This is a genomic window from Brevundimonas sp. SORGH_AS_0993, assembly GCF_030818545.1.
Lineage (GTDB): Bacteria > Pseudomonadota > Alphaproteobacteria > Caulobacterales > Caulobacteraceae > Brevundimonas.
This window is the reverse complement of the sequence record NZ_JAUTAH010000001.1, coordinates 206,230-220,607: the sequence shown is the minus strand read 5'-3', so window position 1 is coordinate 220,607 and position 14,378 is coordinate 206,230. Positions and strand designations below refer to the sequence as shown.

At 66.3% G+C, this 14,378-nt stretch carries 14 protein-coding genes and 2 pseudogenes; 4 read left to right on the top strand and 12 right to left on the bottom strand.

Annotated features, from left to right (window positions below; genetic code table 11):
- Window positions 1-72: 72 nt before the first annotated feature.
- Entirely contained in the window at window positions 73-1,365 is a 1,293-nt protein-coding gene (locus tag QE389_RS01205; protein ID WP_307363866.1) for a hypothetical protein, read from the bottom strand.
- Window positions 1,366-1,535: 170 nt separating this feature from the next.
- Here QE389_RS01205 and QE389_RS01200 point away from each other — a divergent pair, with 170 nt between their 5' ends.
- Window positions 1,536-2,144, top strand: coding sequence for a hypothetical protein (locus QE389_RS01200; RefSeq protein WP_307363864.1), 609 nt, complete (start codon window positions 1,536-1,538; stop codon window positions 2,142-2,144).
- A gap of 53 nt (window positions 2,145-2,197) precedes the next feature.
- Entirely contained in the window at window positions 2,198-3,313 is a 1,116-nt protein-coding gene (locus QE389_RS01195; RefSeq protein WP_307363863.1) for an XRE family transcriptional regulator, read from the top strand.
- Window positions 3,314-3,324: 11 nt separating this feature from the next.
- Here QE389_RS01195 and arsH read toward each other — a convergent pair whose 3' ends face one another.
- Genes arsH through QE389_RS01170 form a run of 5 tightly spaced genes read right to left on the bottom strand, consistent with a single transcriptional unit; the run spans window position 3,325 to window position 6,340 of the window.
- Window positions 3,325-4,080 (bottom strand): arsenical resistance protein ArsH, encoded by a 756-nt coding sequence (gene arsH, locus QE389_RS01190; RefSeq protein WP_307363861.1) that lies wholly within the window; start codon window positions 4,078-4,080, stop codon window positions 3,325-3,327.
- Window positions 4,080-4,496: an arsenic resistance N-acetyltransferase ArsN2 gene (gene arsN2 / locus QE389_RS01185; protein ID WP_307363859.1), complete on the bottom strand. Its 417-nt coding sequence runs from the start codon at window positions 4,494-4,496 to the stop codon at window positions 4,080-4,082. The genes arsH and arsN2 overlap by 1 nt, the downstream gene beginning before the upstream one ends.
- Window positions 4,496-5,575, bottom strand: a complete 1,080-nt coding sequence (arsB, locus tag QE389_RS01180; protein WP_307363857.1) for an ACR3 family arsenite efflux transporter — start codon at window positions 5,573-5,575, stop codon at window positions 4,496-4,498. The genes arsN2 and arsB overlap by 1 nt, the downstream gene beginning before the upstream one ends.
- Window positions 5,572-5,997 (bottom strand): arsenate reductase (glutaredoxin), encoded by a 426-nt coding sequence (arsC, locus tag QE389_RS01175; protein WP_307363855.1) that lies wholly within the window; start codon window positions 5,995-5,997, stop codon window positions 5,572-5,574. The genes arsB and arsC overlap by 4 nt, the downstream gene beginning before the upstream one ends.
- A gap of 7 nt (window positions 5,998-6,004) precedes the next feature.
- Window positions 6,005-6,340: a helix-turn-helix transcriptional regulator gene (locus QE389_RS01170; RefSeq protein ID WP_307363853.1), complete on the bottom strand. Its 336-nt coding sequence runs from the start codon at window positions 6,338-6,340 to the stop codon at window positions 6,005-6,007.
- A 137-nt stretch (window positions 6,341-6,477) separates the two neighbouring features.
- Here QE389_RS01170 and QE389_RS01165 point away from each other — a divergent pair, with 137 nt between their 5' ends.
- The gene (locus QE389_RS01165; RefSeq protein ID WP_307363851.1) at window positions 6,478-6,771 is read left to right on the top strand and encodes an AlpA family transcriptional regulator; all 294 of its coding nucleotides are present in this window, start codon (window positions 6,478-6,480) and stop codon (window positions 6,769-6,771) included.
- On the opposite strand, the gene QE389_RS01160 is transcribed toward QE389_RS01165, so the two are convergent.
- The 6 genes and pseudogenes from QE389_RS01160 to guaB all read right to left on the bottom strand — a co-directional run bounded on the left by QE389_RS01160 (window position 6,725) and on the right by guaB (window position 13,696).
- Entirely contained in the window at window positions 6,725-7,978 is a 1,254-nt protein-coding gene (locus QE389_RS01160) for a site-specific integrase (protein WP_307363849.1), read from the bottom strand. The genes QE389_RS01165 and QE389_RS01160 overlap by 47 nt on opposite strands.
- Before the next feature lie 290 nt (window positions 7,979-8,268).
- The gene (gene guaA, locus QE389_RS01155) at window positions 8,269-9,825 is read right to left on the bottom strand and encodes a glutamine-hydrolyzing GMP synthase (RefSeq protein WP_307363847.1); all 1,557 of its coding nucleotides are present in this window, start codon (window positions 9,823-9,825) and stop codon (window positions 8,269-8,271) included.
- Window positions 9,822-10,475: a 5'-methylthioadenosine/S-adenosylhomocysteine nucleosidase gene (locus QE389_RS01150; protein WP_307363845.1), complete on the bottom strand. Its 654-nt coding sequence runs from the start codon at window positions 10,473-10,475 to the stop codon at window positions 9,822-9,824. The genes guaA and QE389_RS01150 overlap by 4 nt, the downstream gene beginning before the upstream one ends.
- Before the next feature lie 250 nt (window positions 10,476-10,725).
- Window positions 10,726-11,637 (bottom strand): annotated as a pseudogene (locus QE389_RS01145) (RsmB/NOP family class I SAM-dependent RNA methyltransferase); the annotation flags it as partial.
- A gap of 198 nt (window positions 11,638-11,835) precedes the next feature.
- On the bottom strand, window positions 11,836-12,231 hold the full coding sequence (locus QE389_RS01140) for an MAPEG family protein (RefSeq protein WP_307363843.1): 396 nt from the start codon (window positions 12,229-12,231) through the stop codon (window positions 11,836-11,838).
- Between the two features lie 6 nt (window positions 12,232-12,237).
- A pseudogene (guaB, locus tag QE389_RS01135) lies at window positions 12,238-13,696 on the bottom strand (IMP dehydrogenase).
- A 124-nt stretch (window positions 13,697-13,820) separates the two neighbouring features.
- Between guaB and QE389_RS01130 the strand changes: the two are divergent.
- On the top strand, window positions 13,821-14,375 hold the full coding sequence (locus QE389_RS01130; RefSeq protein ID WP_307363841.1) for a DUF2061 domain-containing protein: 555 nt from the start codon (window positions 13,821-13,823) through the stop codon (window positions 14,373-14,375).
- Window positions 14,376-14,378: the final 3 nt, after the last annotated feature.

The following is a 14,378-nucleotide window of genomic DNA, read 5'->3' as shown; positions in this document are numbered from 1 at the left end:
GACAGCGGTCGCCCCTCTTCCAGGGGAAATCCCATTGGTCCTGGGGAGGAGTGATCCAACGCCGGGGCGCCATCAGACCTCCGAGGGCGGATAGGTCGTCAGATGATAGCCGCCGATCCAGCCGATCCGCTGGCCCTCATAAGCGATCATCGCGAACACGATCCGGGCGATGATCTCCCGAACGAACTGCACGTGAGGCCAGAGGCCCGATCCTGCCGAGGACCGCGGCTCGTCGGCGCGATAGTGGCCCCGGTGCACGATCTCGTTGCGGACGTTCACGGCACGATCCAGAGCTTCGAGATCGAGATCGCCGACCGGGACATTCCACTGCTTCATGAGCAGCCTGACCTTGTCTTTCAGCGGCCGGCGATTCAGATCCGCCATCTTGCCCGGCAGGGCCGTCAGCAGCGCTTCAAGGTCAGGATCGCCTTGCGCCATTGGAGCCGCCGCCCGCATCGCGGTCGAGAGCCGTTTGAACTGCGTCGGCGGGAGAAAGTGGCTCTGACGAAACGTCAGGTTCGCATGGCTCAGGTTCTCGAGAACGGTCATGGCCTGCACCAACCGCATCTCCGTGTACCCCGCGGCCATCACATACCATTCGAGAGCGAACATCAGCTGCTCGACCTTGAACACCGGTTCAAACCAGGCGTCGACGGCGGCGCGCACGAAGGCCTGTTGGTTCAAGAAGTGGATGACGGGCTGATGGGTGTCGCCCCCGCCGGCCTGCTCGAGGACTTCAAGCGTCCACTCCGTTTCGCTCGCATACTCCAGGGTCGGCCCCTTGAGGTTCCGTCCGGCCGCGAAGCTTGTCATGAGCCTGAGGTACTCCAGCAGCCGCCCCGCCTCAGCCCGCCAGGCCGAACGATCGGCGACGCCGGACGGCGCGACGACGGTTATGAATCCTGAAATCGGTTCGTCGACGGGCTTGGCCGTTCCGCCGCCGACATAGATCGTTCCGAGGGCCGTCTCGACCTGATGTCGGCCGAAGCCCTGGAACCCTCGCAATCCCATGCGCAGGAAAGGCTCCTCGTGCGTCCGCGAGGCTGTCAGGGTCGCCAGCTGGGCCTGACCTTTCAGGGCGAGATAAGACCCCTCCTGATCGTCATGAACGGGGGCGTTGAGGTGAAGATGATCTGTCGTCAGCGTCACCTCTCCCGACTGCGCGACCAGGCTGAAGTAGGACACCGTCTCACCGCGGTCGTCGGGGCCGCGCAGCCAGGCGGTCGCCTTGGTGAAGGCCAGCTCCTCAAAGTCGAAGACGAGCGATCCGGACGGGGTCAGGGTGAGCTTGAACGCCACATCATGATGGTCACCGCCTCTTGAGAGGCGGCCCGAGAACGCCTGCGGTTTCCGGAAATCCAGCATGAGAGAAAGCTAGACAATCCAGGCGTCGCCCGAAACCGATGTCGCTCATGGGTAGGTATCGAGACCAAACGGCCGCCAAGCCGAGCGGCGATGCGTTGACAGATTTGCTCACGGCTTACTTCTCGGGAACTTGTTGACGAATGCGAAAAATTGCCCATTATGACGCTTGCTTGCTGGAGCTTCACATGACGCCTTGGGAACATCACCCCGCCTTGACACGCGATCGTCTCATCACGATCGCAAAGCTGATCGAGCGGGGCCGCAACGACGCCCTGGATCGGTTCGACCCGAACCTGGGCTGCACCGGCTGGAACGTCGGCTGCGATGCCTTCTCGTTCCAGAAGCATCAGATCGAAACGGCGTCTGCGGATATCGACTGGCTCGAGATTCTGGACCCTTCGATGCAGTTCGTGTTTGCGATCGGCGGCGTCCCGGTCCGCTTCTATCGGGGCGAGCCCGACGAGCCCAATGCGCGGACGCTGAAGCAATCGTTCTCGGAACTTCACCAGACGAGCTTGTTCGGACCGGAGGAGTTGATCCAGCTCGCGCCCGAACCCCTTTATCGGTTCGCGATCGAGACCGATCTGGACGGGTCGATCACCGCGATCACCTTTGTCGTGCTCGACGGCGATGCCCCGGTGTTGACCTGGCCGGTCCCGCTTGACGAGCCGGTGACCAGGGTTTCGCCACTCTGGGTCGCGGGCAGCGACGGGGTCGACCTCCCTGCCCCGGCCGTGGGAATCGCCGCAAAGAGGAAGAAAGACGGGACGACCGAATGAGCGGCCGACGTAGACGGATCTGGGTGAGGGACGGTCGCTAGACCGACCAGACAATGGACAAGAGCTCGAAGATCGCGGGCGAGCAATTGCGGCTCGCCCGGCTGGCCCATGGTTATTCCCTTGAGGAAGTCGGCGACCTCGTAGGCGCCACCCGTCAGTTTATTCATCAACTGGAGACCGGGTCCCGGTCGCCGTCTGACGAGGTAGTTGACGCCCTGGCCGACGTGCTGGGCGTGACCTCTGGCTTTCTGGCCGAGCCGATCCCGTCGACGGTGCGTCCGGAGCAATGCCACTTCCGTGGGCACATCACCCGCCCAGCGTCGATCACCAGCCAGGTCCTCGCCCGCGGTACATTGCTCGACAAGTTCGTAGCGGCCGTCGAAGACCATCTTGAACTGCCCCACGTGTCGTTTCCCGACCTGCCGGCGACAACGGCCGAAGAGATCGAACAGGCTGCCGAGGACGCGCGACGGCACTGGGGTCTCGGCACGACGGGACCGATCACCAGCATGATGCGGGTCGTCGAGAACGCCGGGGCGGTCGTGACCTATTTTGGCGACTTGTCGGACCGGGTGGACGCCTTCTCCATGGATCGACGACGACCGATCATCGTGCGCAGTTCACTCAAGGAAAGCCTGTGCCGTCAACGGTTCGATTTCGCCCATGAGTGCGGTCACCTGATCATGCATCGTGGTCTCCAAACGGGGGATCGCGCGACCGAGGACCAAGCGCACCGTTTCGCCAGCGCCTTTCTCTTCCCGCGCGGCGCGGTACTGCGCGAATTTCCTAGGGGACGATCCCTGAACTGGCGTGCGCTGTTCGAGCTGAAGCTCAGATGGAAGATGTCGGTCCGCGCGATCGTACGGCGCGGCTACGATCTCGGCCTGCTCAGCGCCGCGCAGTACCGCACGGCCAACATCCATCTGGTCAAGACCGGCCAGGCCAAGGTCGAGACCTACGATGCGGATGGCAGTCTGCCGGTTGAGCAACCGGAACTTCTCCCCTCGGCGCTGGCTGCTCTGGACAGCGCGGTTTCAGGCGGCGCGACGGAGGTGGGTCGGGAGATCGGCCTCGCGCCGTCGATGCTGGAGCTGATCACGGGCGCGAGCTTTCCTGACCCGGAACCGTCCCTCGACGATCCCAAGATCGTGCGACTACGACCGCTATAACCGCGCAGCGCCTAGCCCTGACGGTCGATCGCGATCGAAGACAAATCCGTCGCTGCGTCGACGGGGACCCCGGCGGCCTTGCGCTCCGAGTAGCGGTCGACCAGCCGGGCGGCATGAGGCCGGGTAAGGATGGTGAAGCGGACCAGTTCCTCCATCACATCGACGATGCGCTCATAATAGGCGGAGGGTTTCATCCGCCCGGCGTCGTCGAACTCCTGGAAGGCCTTGGCCACGCTCGACTGGTTGGGGATGGTGATCATCCGCATCCAGCGGCCGAGCAGCCGCAGGGTGTTGACGGCGTTGAAGCTCTGCGACCCGCCAGAGACCTGCATGACGGCCAGGGTCCGCCCTTGGGTCGGGCGCACCCCGCCCATGCTCAGGGGCAGATGATCGATCTGCAGCTTCATCAGGCCCGAGACCTGGCCATGCCGCTCCGGGCTGCACCAGACCATGCCCTCGGACCACAAGGCGTGCTCGCGCAACTCCCGCACCGCCGGGTGATCGTCGTCGCCGGGCGACCCCGGAAGGGGCAGGTCAGACGGATCGAAGATGCGGGTTTCGCAGCCCATCCATTGCAGCAGACGGGCCCCCTCCTCGACGCAGAGGCGCGAATAGGACCGCTCGCGCAAAGAGCCGTAGAGGAGCAGGATCCGGGGCGAATTATCGTGAGGTCCCAGATCGCGGGCGGGATCTGGCGAGAGATAGGCCTTGTCCAGGGCCGGCAGATGATCCGGATCGGGCAGCGATCGCAGGCGGTCGAAGGTCATCACAGGTCCTTGGTCAGATAGGCCGCCGACGCCGGGCAGAGCCCCGCGAACTCGCGGGTCCGCCGGATCGCCTCCGGCGCCGCCTGACGGTCCGCCACGCGGTAGCCGTGCCGGGCGAAGAAGGGCTCGGCCGTCGTGGTGAGCAGATGCAGGCGTACGCCGCCCATGTCGCCGGCGACGGTTTCGGCGGCGGCCAGCACCCGGGCTCCCAACCCGCGCGCCTTCCAGTCGGCGAGGACGACCAGGGAGCGCAGCAGGAGGTCGCGCCCCTCCCCTTCCAGACCGACGTAGCCGACGACGGCGCCGTCGTGATCGGCGCTGAAGTAGCGGCCGGCGTCAGGCGCGGGCAGGCCTTCGGCCCGCAGCGCGGCGATCAGGCCGGCGTCGGTAGGCTCGATTAGATACAGAACCACCATCACCCGGCGTCCGCCGACGGGACCGTGTCCGGGAACCAGCGCCGGCCCATCCAGAGGGCGACCGACACCAGCAGGATCAGCACCGGCACCTCGACCAGCGGGCCGATGACGGCGGCGAAGGCGACCGGCGAAGCCAGCCCGAACGCCGCGATGGCGACCGCGATGGCCAGCTCGAAATTGTTGGACGCCGCGGTGAAGGCCAAGGCCGTGGTGCGCGGGTAGTCGGCCTCGATCAGCTTGCCCATAAGGAAGCTGACGACGAACATGACGAGGAAGTAGATCGTCAACGGAATGGCGATGCGCAGGGCGTCCAACGGCAGGGCCACGACCTCCCCGCCCTTGAGGCTGAACATGGCCACGATGGTGAAGAGCAGCGCGATCAGGGTGATCGGCCCGATGCGCGGCAGGAAGCGGCGCTCGTACCAGTCGGCGCCCTTGCGGGCGATCAGGCTGCGGCGGGTCAGGAACCCCGCCAGGAACGGCACGCCGAGATAGACGAGCACGGCTCCGGCGATGGTCCAGACGCTAACGTCCACCACGCTGCCCTGCAGGCCGAACAGCGGCGGCAGGACGGTCAGGAAGAGCCAGGCGTAGAGGCTGAAGAACAGGATCTGGAAGATCGAGTTGAAGGCCACGAGACCGGCCACATACTGATTGTCGCCGCGCGCCAGCTGGTTCCAGACCAACACCATGGCGATACAGCGCGCCAGGCCGATCAGAATCACGCCGGTCATGTACTCCGGCTGATCGCGCAGGAAGATCACCGCCAGGGCGAACATCAGCACCGGCCCGAGAATCCAGTTCTGGATCAGGGACAGGGCCAGGACCCGCTTGTCGGCGAACACGCGCGGCAAGGCCTCGTAGCGGACCTTGGCCAGCGGCGGGTACATCATCAGGATCAGGCCGATGGCGATGGGGATGTTGGTGGTCCCTACCGAGAGGCTGTCGATCCACGCGGGCAAGCCCGGCACGACGGTTCCGAGCAGAACGCCCACCACCATGGCGGCGAAGATCCAGACCGTCAGCCAGCGGTCGAGGAACGACAAACGGCGCGGCGGAGCGGCGGGCGCATCGGTCATCGTCCCACCCGCCGACCGTCGGCGTCGATGACGACTTCGCCGTCCTCCTTGGTGAAAGGCTTCAGGTCCTCGGCCGGCAGCAGGTCCAGCACGGCCTCCGACGGGCGGCAGAGACGAACCCCCAAGGGACCGACGACGATCGGACGGTTGAGCAGGATCGGATGGGCCTCGATCGCATCGAGCAACTGCTCATCAGTCAGGTCGGGGTTCTCAAGTCCCAGTTCAGCGAAGGGCGTGCCCTTCTCCCGCAGCAGATCGCGCAGCGGGGCGCCGGTCCGCTCCGCAAGCCAGGCGACCATGGCGCGCGACGGCGGGGTCTTCAGATATTCGACCACGTGAGGCTCGACCCCGACGTGGCGGATCAGCTCGAGCGCGTTGCGCGACGTCCCGCACGCGGGGTTGTGATAGATAACGATGTCCACGGTGTCCTCAGGGGCAGCAGGGCGCGAGTTCGGCCAACAACGGTTCGCACAGGTCCGCTCTGCCCCCACAGCAGTCCTTGAGCAGGAACAGGACCAGATCGCGAAGCCGGTCCAGGTCGGCCCGATAGATGATCGACCGGCTGCGACGCTCCGACTTGATCAGCCCCGCCCGGGTAAGGACACCGAGATGGGACGACAGGGTGTTGGCCGGGATTGCCAGGTGGTTGGAGATCTCACCAGCGGGCAGACCGGTGGGTTCGTGACGCACCAGCAGGCGAAACGCCTCCAGCCGCGTCGATTGCGCCAACCCGGCCAGTGCGAGAATCGAGGCTTCGGTTTCCATAGTTCCGAAATAGTCGAAATATGGAAATGGTCAACTCCTCTCTGATCGGCGACGCCGTAAGGTCACGGTCGAGAGGTTGGCGGCTAGGCCGCCCGCAGCCTTTCGGGTTCGATTCCCTCCTACTGTGGAGAGACCCCATGGCTCAGACGACCCCGCCCCTTCGCCGGACGATCAAGAAGCCTCAACTGCACCAGATGGTGCCGCTCGCTGACAGCACCATCTGGGAGATGGAGCGCCGCGGCGAGTTCCCGAAGCGCTTCCTTCTGACGCCGCGCTGCGTCGTCTGGGACCTCGCCGAGGTCGAAGCCTGGCTCGAGCGACGCCGGAGCCAGCCCATTCGCCGCGCGCCCGCCCCGGACGTCCGCCTGCGCGTCAGCCGACCGGTCAGAACCTCGGATCGAACCGAGGCCCCTCCCCCTCCGGCACGGTGAGGACCGGCGTGAAGGTCCGCCCTTCCTCCCAAGCCTCGACGGCGTCGGACCACTGCTGGGCCATGTGCCGGCGCTGCATCTCGAACTCCGCCTTGTTGTAGACGCCCCGCGACGACCGTTCCTCGTGGGCCAAGCCCTTCTCGATCCAGTCCGAGTTGAAGCCCATCTCGTGAAGCAGGGTCGAGGCCGTCCGCCGCAGGTCGTGCACGGTGAACGGTTCCAGCGGCAAGCCCCTCTCCTTCGCCCGGTCGGCGATGGCGGTGGTCACGCGATTGAAGGTCGCCCGCGACATCGGCGCGTCCGCGTCGTAGCGCGACGGCAGGATGTATTTCGAATTTCCGGCGCAGGTCTTCAGGGCGACCAGGATGTCGAGCATCTGGGTCGACAGATAGACGTTGTGCGGCCGGGACCGCTTCATTCGCGCCGCCGGGATCGACCAGACGGCGTTCTCGAAATCCACCTCCGGCCAGATGCCATCCTGCAACTCGCTCTTGCGCACCATGCTCAGCAGCACGAACTTCAGTCCGAGCCGGATGGTCGGCAGGGTCGCCACCTCCCCGAGCAGATCCAGCATGATGCGGATCTCGCTGGGCGAGAGGCTCCGGTCCCGCGGCCGGAAGGTCGCGATGGAGGCCGGCCCCACCCCGTCGGCCGGGTTGTCGATCTTCTCGCCGTGCAGGATCGCCCAGCCGTAGATCTGTTTGACGATGTCTCGGACATGGATCGCGGTCGCCGGCGCGCCGCGGTCCACGATGGTCTTGCAGTGAGCGCGAAGGTCGTCGGGCGTGATCTCCGAGAGCAGGCGGCTCCGCCACTTCGGCAGAACCTCCCGATTGAAGATCGACCGGCGCATGTTGCGCGTGCTGTCCGCCATCGGCGCCTTGTCCATCCACGCCTGGGCGACGTGCTCGAAGCTGCGAGACTCCTTCAGCCGGCGTTTTGCCCGCTGTTTCTCGATCGCCGGCGACGCGCCTTCAGCGATCGTCCGCTTGATGTCGAAGAGACGCTCGCGCGCCTGGGCGAGGCTAAGGCCGCCCCGGCCGTAACGTCCCAGGGTCACCGTCTCCCGGCGTCCATTGAAGCGATAATCGTAGCGGAACGAGATCGCGCCGCCGGGGGACACGTAGGCGTACATGCCGTCCCTGTCGGTACTCTTGTACGCCTTTGATTTCGGTCGCAAATTCTTCAGCGCGGCGTCCGTAAGCACGGTAAAATCTCCTCTGTCGGCTCAGGTGCGATTTCGGCCGATTTCGAGAGGGTATTGTCTCGTCCAATCAAACACTTGGGAGAAAACGATACCGTCAGCGGCCTCGATGCGCCTGTGACGGTATGGGCCGGAGTCCCCGGGATCAACGCCAGGCGATACCGTCAGCGAGGACGGTAAAATGAAAAAAGACCCTCCGAATGATCTCGAAGGGTCTCGACAGAATTCACAATGTTGTCAGGGCTTTGCGGGACACTTCCGAAGCGATGCCGAAAGGTCCCAAAAGGCCTGAATTATTCCCACTCAATCGTCCCCGGCGGCTTGGACGTCACGTCGTAGACCACGCGGTTCACGCCCCGGACCTCGTTGATGATCCGGGTCGCCGTTCGGCCAAGGATGTCCCAGGGGAATGGGTAGAAGTCGGCGGTCATGCCGTCGGTGGAGGTGACGGCGCGCAGGGCCAGGACTTTTTCGTAGGTGCGGGCGTCGCCCATGACGCCGACCGTCTTGACCGGCAGCAGGACGGCGAAGGCCTGCCAGATGTCGTCGTACAGGCCCGCCTTGCGGATCTCTTCCAGATAGATGGCGTCCGCGTCCTGCAGGGTCGCCACGGCGTCGGGGGTAATCTCGCCGGGGATGCGGATGGCCAGGCCCGGTCCGGGGAAGGGGTGGCGGCCGACGAAGGCGTCTGTCAGGCCCAGTTCGCGGCCCAGGGCGCGGACCTCGTCCTTGAACAGTTCGCGCAACGGCTCGACCAACTTCAGCTTCATATAGTCCGGCAGGCCGCCGACATTGTGGTGGCTCTTGATGACGTGGGCCTTGCCGCTGGACGAGGAGACGCTCTCGATCACGTCGGGATAGAGGGTGCCCTGGGCCAGGAATTCGGCCCCCTCGATCTTGGCGGACTCGCGGTCGAACACCTCAATGAACAGGCGGCCGATGGTCTTGCGCTTGGTCTCGGGGTCGGAAATCCCGGCCAGTTCACCCAGGAATTCCTTCGAGGCGTCAACATGCACGAGCGGGATGTTGTAGTGTTCTCTGAACAGGGTCGTGACCTGTTTGGCCTCGTCTTTCCTCAGCAGGCCGGTGTCGACGAACACGCAGGTCAACTGGTCGCCGATGGCCTCGTGGATCAGGACGGCCGCGACCGATGAATCGACCCCGCCCGACAGGCCGCAGATCACCTTGGCGTCGCCGACCTGTTCGCGGATCTGGGCGATCTTCTCGTCGCGATAGGCGGCCATGGTCCAGTCGCCCTTCAGCCCGGCGATGCCGTGGGTGAAGTTCTTCAGCATCTGGTGGCCGCGCGGGGTGTGCATCACCTCGGGGTGGAACTGCACGCCGTAGAAGCGGCGGGTCTCGTCGGCGATCACCGCATAGGGCGAACCGTCGGACGAGGCGACCACGTCAAAGCCTTGCGGGATGGCGACGATCTTGTCGCCGTGGCTCATCCAGACGGTCTCCTCTTCGCCGACCGGGGCCAGGTCGGCCAGCAGGGGCGACGCCTTCTGAACCGTGATCTCGGCGCGCCCGAACTCGCGCGTATGGCCGCCCTCGACCTTGCCGCCCAGTTGTTCGCACATGGTCATCTCGCCGTAGCAGATGCCCAGCACCGGCACGCCCGCCTCGAACACGCCTTGGGGCGCGCGCGGGCTGCCTTCCTCATGGACGCTCTCCGGGCCGCCCGACAGGATGATGGCCGCCGGTTTCATGGCGGCCAGAGCGGCCTCGGCCTTCTGGAACGGATGGATTTCGCAATAGACGCTGGCCTCGCGCAGGCGGCGCGCGATCAGCTGCGTCACCTGACTGCCGAAATCGACGATGAGAACCTTTTGGTGCGGCGTGGTCATGACGGGATCGATTCCGGGGAGAGTTGCGCGGGGTCTTGGCCTTGGAGGGCCGGAATTTCAAGCGCGGCGAGGCCCTGGGCGTCCAGCACGGCGACTAGACGGTCCACGGCGGCGGCCAGGTTCTGGTCCACATGGTGCAGGGTGGAGGTCCAGTCCTCCAGCGCCTTCAGTTCAGCCCGCCCGTCGGAGACTCCGCGCAGGGCGATCAGGGGCAGTCCGAACGTCTGTGCCGCGCGAACCAAGGCCCAGGTCTCCATGTCCACCATCTCGGCCGCGATGGCGTCATAGGCAGCGCCCGACACAACGTCGGCGCCCGTCGACAGGGTCGCGGTCGGCACGCCGGGAACGGGGCAGGGCAGCGGCAGGACCGCAGGCTGATCCAACAGGGGCGTCACCCCCTTGTCGAACCCCAAAGGGCTGGCGTCCATGTCCCGGTACGCGACAGACGACGCCTGATAGACGGCGGCGTGCGCCAGCACCCGCGAGCCGCACGACCCCAGGGACACGATCAGATCCGGAAGGTCGCCCGCCGCTCCCATCCGGGCCAGGGCGGCGCTCAAGGCGACGGCGGCCTCGACCGGGCCGATGCCCGTCATCAGCGGCTGGATCCGGGCGCGCAGATGTTCGCCGTACTCGGCCGGGGCCGCCATGACATAGAGGACCGAAACCTCGCCATGTCGCTCCAGCCGCGCCCCGCTCACGCCTTGCGCTCGTACAGGGCGACGAAGAAACCGTCAGTGTCGGCCGACGCCGGCGACAGCCGCAGACGCGCCCCGTGGTCGCCAGTTCGGCGAAACGCGCGCGGGCCGTGTCGGTCAGCTGGGACGCCGCCAGAGCGGCGCTGATCGGCATGGGCCGAAAGTCCGGATTGGCGGCCTCGAAGGCTTCGGCGCTGGCCTCGTTCTCGCGCGCCAGCATCGAACAGGTGACATAGGCCAGACGCCCGCCCGGCTTCACCAGCTTGGCGGCCTGGCCCAGAATACGGACCTGCAGACCGTGCAGCTTCTCGACCTCTTCCGCCGTCAGACGCCAAGCGTCCTCTGGGCGACGGCGCCAGGTGCCGGAGCCGGAACAGGGGGCATCGACCAGCACCAGATCGGCCTGTCCGTTCAAATCCTCCAGACCGCCGCCGTTCTGACCGATCAGGACCAGATCCGCCTCGGCGCCCGCCCGCTGCAGACGGGGCCGGATGTTCTCCAGACGCTTGTTCACGACATCGGACGCGACCAGCTTGCCCTGCCCGACCATGGCCTGCGCCAGACCCAGGGTCTTGCCGCCGCCGCCGGCGCAATAGTCCACCACCGTCGCGCCGGGTTCGGCGCCGGCCAGCCAGCAGACGACCTGACTGCCCTCGTCCTGAATCTCGAACCGGCCGGCCTTGAAACCGTCCAGCGCCTGGATGTTGGGCGGCGGCTCGCTGGGGAGGCGCAGGCCCCATTCGGACCAAGGCGTGCGTGACGGCTCCAGACCCGCTTCGCGCAGTTCGGCCTCGACCGCGTCCACCGTGGCCACGGCGCCGTTGACGCGCAGGTCGATGGGCGCGCGGGGCGCCATCAGGGCATGGGCTTCCTCGGCCCAGCAGTCGCCGAAGGTGGTCTTGAAATCCTCGACCACGAACTCGGGCAGGCCGGCGGCGACCCAGCCGGGCAATTCGCCCTCCCCTGCCGTGATCCGGCTGCGTTCCTGCTTGGACAAAGGACGCGGACCATAGCCGTCGCCCGAATGCAGGACCTCGATCTCTTCCAGCGACAGGCCGTCGATGGCGTGCAGCGAGCCGATGACCAGGGCCCGGCCGTCATCGCGTCCGCCCATGATCCAAGAGAGGCGGCCGCGCGCGCGCAGCACCTTATAGACCCGGTCGGCGATGGCGCGCCGATCCTTGGAGCCGGCGTAGCGGTTGGCGGTCCCCCAGGCTTTCAGGACGGCTTCGGCCGGCTGACGGCCCTGGGCGATGGAGTCCAGGACGGAGGCGGCGGCGGCGAGACGGGCGGCTGGGGTCAAGACAGGCTTTCAGACAAGAAACAGGGACGCCAGCACCATGACCAGTCCCGAGAGCGAGACCAGCCAAACCGCCGACCGGACATAGGGAACGCCCATCGCATAGAGCGGCACGAAGGCGACACGGCCCCAGAAGTAGAGCGCCGTCCCCCACACCGTTAGGGCGCCGGCCGCGCCGATGACATGGGCGATCAGCACGGCGCCGATGAACAGCGGCAGGGTCTCGAACAGATTGGCCTGGGCGCGTTCTAGCCGTCCCGTCAGCGGACGGGTCGACGTCGGCGTCTGGTCGCGCGGCCCAGCGTTCCATTTCGAGCCGAACTCCACCGTCCGCGCCCCGGCGGGCAGGAAGATCTGGATCAACGCCAGGATCAGCGTCAGGGCCAGGTAGGTCAGTTCGGTCGTCATGGTCGCCTACCCCTGCCGATAGTTGGGCGCTTCCCGCGTGATCATCACGTCGTGGACGTGGCTCTCCCGCAGACCCGCGCCGGTGATGCGCACGAAGCGCGCGCGCTCCTGGAAGTCGGCGATGGTGCCGGCGCCGACATAGCCCATGGAGGCGCGAAGACCGCCGACCATCTGGTGCAGCACCGGCGCGATCGGCCCCTTGTAGGCGGTCTGGCCCTCGATGCCCTCGGGCACCAGCTTCTCGGACGAGACTTCCTTCTGGAAATACCGATCCGCCGAGCCGCGCGCCATCGCCCCCACCGAGCCCATGCCGCGATACGACTTGTAGCTGCGCCCCTGGTACAGGAAGACCTCGCCGGGGCTTTCGTCGGTGCCGGCGAACATCGAGCCCATCATGGCCACATTGGCGCCGGCGGCGATGGCCTTGGCCAGGTCGCCCGAATATTTGATGCCGCCGTCGGCGATGACCGAGGCGCCCGTGCCCTTCGCCGCCCGCGCGGAGTCCATCACCGCCGTCAGCTGCGGAACGCCCACGCCGGCGACGATGCGGGTGGTGCAGATGGAGCCGGGACCGATGCCCACCTTCACCGCATCCGCGCCCGCGTCGATCAGGGCGCGCGTCGCGTCATAGGTGGCGACATTGCCGGCGATGATCTGCAGCCGGTTGTTCTCGCGCTTGATCCGCTCGACCACCGCCGCAACGGACGCCGAATGGCCGTGGGCCGTGTCGATCACCACCACGTCGCAGCCCGCCTCGGCCAGAGCCATGGCCCGCTCGAACCCGGCGTCGCCGACCGTCGAGGCGGCGCCGACCAGCAGGCGGCCCTGCTCGTCCTTGGCGGCGTTGGGGAAGGCCTGGGCCTTCTCGATGTCCTTCATGGTGATCAGGCCGACGGCCCTGTAATCCTCGTCCACGACGATGACCCGTTCGATCTTTCGGGTCCGCAGCAGTTCGCGGGCCTCGTCGCGGCCGGCGCCCTCGCGCACGGTGATTAGATCGCCCGTGGTCATCAGCGACGCGGCCGTGACGTTGGGATCGCTCTCGAACCGCATGTCGCGGTTGGTCAGCATGCCGACCAGCTTGCCCGACTTGGGATCGACCACCGGAAAGCCGGTGATCTTCTTGCGCGCCACGATCTCGCGCACCTCCCCCAGGGTGGTGTCCGGGGCCACCGTCACCGGATTGACCACCATCCCGCTTTCATAGCGTTTGACGGCGCGGACCTCGTCGGCCTGCTCCTCGATGGTCATGTTCCGGTGCAGCACGCCCAGGCCGCCCGACTGGGCCATGGCGATGGCCAGGCGGCTTTCCGTCACCGTGTCCATGGCGGACGACAGCAGCGGGATGTTCAGTTTGATGTCGCGCGTCAGCGTGGGTCGAGACATCGACCATCGCGGGCATGAACTCGGACGGGCCGGGTTCCAGCAAAACATCGTCGAAGGTTAAGCCTTCGCGTATCTCCATGGGGAGTCTCCGTTTTGCGGGCCGCGTATAACGGGATGCGGGGGGCCGGGGCAAGGGCCGCGCCTATCGCGCCGATAGATTTTATTGCTTTGCAACCGCTGCGGCCGCTCCCCATTCTTCATCCATGGTCGGCGTCATCCTCAGCACCGCACGCAAACTGGCGCTCAAGATCGCCAGCTACGGCGTCATGCACCTGGTCGTCGCCATCCTGGTGGCCTTCGCCATCACGCGCGACTGGAGGGTGGCCCTGGCGGTCGGAATGGTCGAGCCCTTCTTCCAGACCATCGCCTATTCCATTCACGACCGCGTCTGGCACCGAATCGAGCGTCGGCGTCTGGCCTCCGGCGTAGAAGAGGCGGCCGAGGCGGTCACGGCCCGCCTGGACGTCATGTCACCGGCGGAACAGAGCCGTATTCACGACCACGGCGGCCCCCATCACGGCCACAGCCACGCCCTGCCCCGCTCTTTCAAGCAGATAGCGCTGAAGACCGTGACCTACGGCTGCATGCACTTCACCGTGGCGGTCCTGGTGGCCTTCGCCCTGACGCGAGACATCCGCACCGCCCTGGCCATCGGCATAATCGAGCCCCTGGTCCAGACGGTCTTCTTCACCCTGCACGACCGTATCTGGTCCCGTATAGAGGCGCGACGCGCACGCCATCAGGTGGCGGCCGTCTGAAAC

Excerpts from the sequence above, each read along its gene's own strand:
- arsH (WP_307363861.1), bottom strand. The coding sequence starts at position 4,080 with ATGACCTTCGACCGCCTGCGATCGCTGCCCGATCCGGATCATCTGCCG.
- QE389_RS01165 (WP_307363851.1), top strand. The coding sequence starts at position 6,478 with ATGGCTCAGACGACCCCGCCCCTTCGCCGGACGATCAAGAAGCCTCAA.
- QE389_RS01150 (WP_307363845.1), bottom strand. The coding sequence starts at position 10,475 with ATGGCGGCCCCGGCCGAGTACGGCGAACATCTGCGCGCCCGGATCCAG.
- guaA (WP_307363847.1), bottom strand. The coding sequence starts at position 9,825 with ATGACCACGCCGCACCAAAAGGTTCTCATCGTCGATTTCGGCAGTCAG.
- QE389_RS01130 (WP_307363841.1), top strand. The coding sequence starts at position 13,821 with ATGGTCGGCGTCATCCTCAGCACCGCACGCAAACTGGCGCTCAAGATC.
- QE389_RS01205 (WP_307363866.1), bottom strand. The coding sequence starts at position 1,365 with ATGCTGGATTTCCGGAAACCGCAGGCGTTCTCGGGCCGCCTCTCAAGA.
- QE389_RS01170 (WP_307363853.1), bottom strand. The coding sequence starts at position 6,340 with ATGGAAACCGAAGCCTCGATTCTCGCACTGGCCGGGTTGGCGCAATCG.
- arsB (WP_307363857.1), bottom strand. The coding sequence starts at position 5,575 with ATGACCGATGCGCCCGCCGCTCCGCCGCGCCGTTTGTCGTTCCTCGAC.
- arsN2 (WP_307363859.1), bottom strand. The coding sequence starts at position 4,496 with ATGGTGGTTCTGTATCTAATCGAGCCTACCGACGCCGGCCTGATCGCC.
- QE389_RS01195 (WP_307363863.1), top strand. The coding sequence starts at position 2,198 with ATGGACAAGAGCTCGAAGATCGCGGGCGAGCAATTGCGGCTCGCCCGG.
- QE389_RS01140 (WP_307363843.1), bottom strand. The coding sequence starts at position 12,231 with ATGACGACCGAACTGACCTACCTGGCCCTGACGCTGATCCTGGCGTTG.